The sequence below is a fragment of the Bacillus sp. V3-13 genome (genome assembly GCF_002860165.1).
Lineage (GTDB): Bacteria > Bacillota > Bacilli > Bacillales > Cytobacillaceae > Bacillus_BJ.
The window spans coordinates 1-2880 of record NZ_PGUZ01000046.1 but is presented as its reverse complement, the minus strand read 5'-3'; the positions used below and the strand labels follow the sequence as shown (position 1 = coordinate 2880).

Annotated in this window: 1 protein-coding gene; it reads left to right on the top strand. The window is 51.4% G+C overall.

Annotation, left to right across the window (positions count from 1 at the left end; all coding sequences use genetic code 11):
• Positions 1–2880: RHS repeat protein (locus CU633_RS16790; protein ID WP_142383432.1), on the top strand; the 2880-nt coding region annotated here is incomplete at both ends.

Sequence of the window (2880 nt, the reverse complement as noted above, 5' to 3'; positions counted from 1 at the left end):
GCTCGGACGTGTCACGAAATATGACTACGATGACCTCCAGCAGGTCACGAAGGTCACCGACCCGGCCGGACATGAAACGCATTTTGCCTATAACAGCTTAGGGATGGTGAAGAACATCACCGATCCGCTTGGCCAGGTGACGAGCTATGAATACGACAGCATCGGCCAGCTCCTGAAAGAAACCGATCCGGAAGGACATTCGATCCGCTATGCTTATAATTCCCTCGGCCTCATCAATTCGATTGTCAATGCGCGCGAGGCAACGCAGTCATTTGATTATGACGCAATGGGAAATCTCATCAAGCAGACCGATGCTCTCGGGAATACGGTGTCTGCCCATTATGATGCGCTTGGCCGGATTCTCAGTTATGTCAACGGGGAAGGAAAAGAAACGAAGTATCAATACAATCTGGCAGAGAGAACGATTAAAGTCACAGAACCCGGAAATGCCGTGTCTGTCTATTCTTTTGATGAGAAACTCCAGCTTAAGGGTATGACCGATCCAAACGGCCACGCGACTTCATGGACGTATGACGGCCTTGGCCGGATGGCCTCCGTGACAGATGCGGAAGGACATGTATCGACATACAGCTATGACGCGCTTGACCAGCTTGAAAAAGTGACCGATCCGGGCGGGGAGATTCATTACGGCTATGACGCGGCAGCCAATCTCGTTTCGGTTACCGAGCAAAACGGGGCAAAAACCGAATTCCAGTTTAACCTTGCCGGCGAAATGGTGGCGGAAATCAACGCCCTCCAGCAAAAAACGGAATACACTTATACGCCAACCGGTTTGCTTGAATCGGTAAAAGACCCGCTTGGCGCAGTGACGAGCTATCAATATGACGCGTTACAGAGGCTTGTGCAGGTGACCGACCCGCTCGGAAACAGCACCAGGCTCGCTTACGACAAAATCGGAAATACAACAGAAGTGGCCGATCCGGAAGGGTTTACGACAAAGATGGGTTATGACGCGGCCGGCAATCTGACCTCGTTCACCGATGAGCGCGGCGCTGTCTGGGGCTACACCTATGACAAAAACAACCAGCTTCTTGAGACCATCGATCCAAACGGGCAAAAAACGGTCTATACGTACACGAAGAGCGGAAATCCAGCGACGATCACGGATGTGCGCGGTTTTGTGACAAGCCTGGCCTATGATGAGGCAGGCCGTCCGGCAAAGGTCACCGACCCGCTTGGCTACAGTGTCTCCTACGGGTATGACGCAGCCGGCAACCTGACGAGCCTGACCGACCAGAAAAACCATACAACGGCGTATGCCTATGACAAGCTGAACCGCCTCGTCAAGGAAACCGATCCAAAAGGGCGGGAAACATCCTACACGCTTGATGCATCCGGAAATATTACCGCGGTAAAGGATGCAAAAGGAAATGTGACCTCCTACAGATATGACGCTGTGGGTAACCAAACAGGCGTGACAGATGCACTGGGCAACAAGCCGGCTTATTTATACGACCAGCTCGGGCAATTATCGAAGCTGGCCGATTCAAAGGGAAATCAAACCGAGTGGGTGTACGACGCGCTTGGCCGGGTGACCGGGGAAATCAATGCCCTCGGCGATGTCCACCGCTACACGTATGACCCGGCCGGGAACCTCGCTGCGGAAACGGACCGGAAAGGCCAGACGATCCAGTACAGCTACAACAAGCGCCAGGAACTGACCGGCATTGACCTTGGCGATGAACAGCTTTCCTATGCGTACGATGGAGCCGGAAACATGGTCAAAGCAGCCAGCCCGGTGACAAACGAAGTGTATGAATATGACAGCCTGAACCGGATGACCGCCGTCACCAATACGCGCCTGGAGAAAACGACCCGGTTCAGCTATGATGCCGCCGGTAACCGGACGCAAGTTGTCGATCCGGAAGGGCGCGCCATCCAATACGAATACAATGAACGCAATGAAATGGTGAAAGTGACCGATCCGGAAGCAAATGTGACAAGCTATACGTATGACGGCAAAGGTCAAAAAGCGTCCGTGAGCCGGGCGAACGGGATTGTCACGACTTACGAGTACGACGAAGCGGATCAGTTAACCTCCCTGAAAAACAAGGGGAAAGAATTTTATTCATCGCTGTCGTATGAGTATGACCAGGTCGGCAACCGCCTTTCTGAGACAGACGAGCATGGATATAAAACATCTTACGCATACGATGATTTATACCGCCTGACGGAAGTGACTTACCGAGAGAAAACATACAAAGAGGACGACGATGATGACGATGACGATGACGAGCATTCTCCGCCGAACCACTGGAGGCATCCGGAAAAAGGACCGGAACGAAGAACCGCTAAAAAATCTGAAACGGCAAGCTTGACTGCGGCATCGAAGGAAGAAACCGCTGTGAGCGAGGTGCCGAATGAAGAACTACCAGGTCCGAAAGAAACTGCGGAAGATGCGGCTGTAACGGAAACAGCTTCTTCAGCGCCTTCGGATGATGATCTAAAAGAAACGACCCAAGCTAAAAAAGAAAAGGCAAACGACTCTGAAAAGAAAACGCAAAAACCATCATCAAAAGAAGAGGAAAATGGAGTCGTCGCTTTTATTCAAGAAAAGCTGAACGCCATTGCGGAAGCGATCGCCGACTTTTTCAAAAGCCTCTGGGATGAAATCGCCAACTTCTTTGGCGGATCGAAAGCATCCGCGAGAGAAATCGAGGGAGATCCATATGAAATAAACCTGGCCAATGCCAGTTCGCATGACGATGACCGCCACAACGGCAACCGTGATGATGATGACGATGACAAAGAAGACGACAACGATGACGATCGTGATGACAAAGGATCTAAAAATAGAAAATCCGAAAAGTACTATGGAGACGGCAGAGGCCCGAAAGACTGGGACGATTTTTATGAATG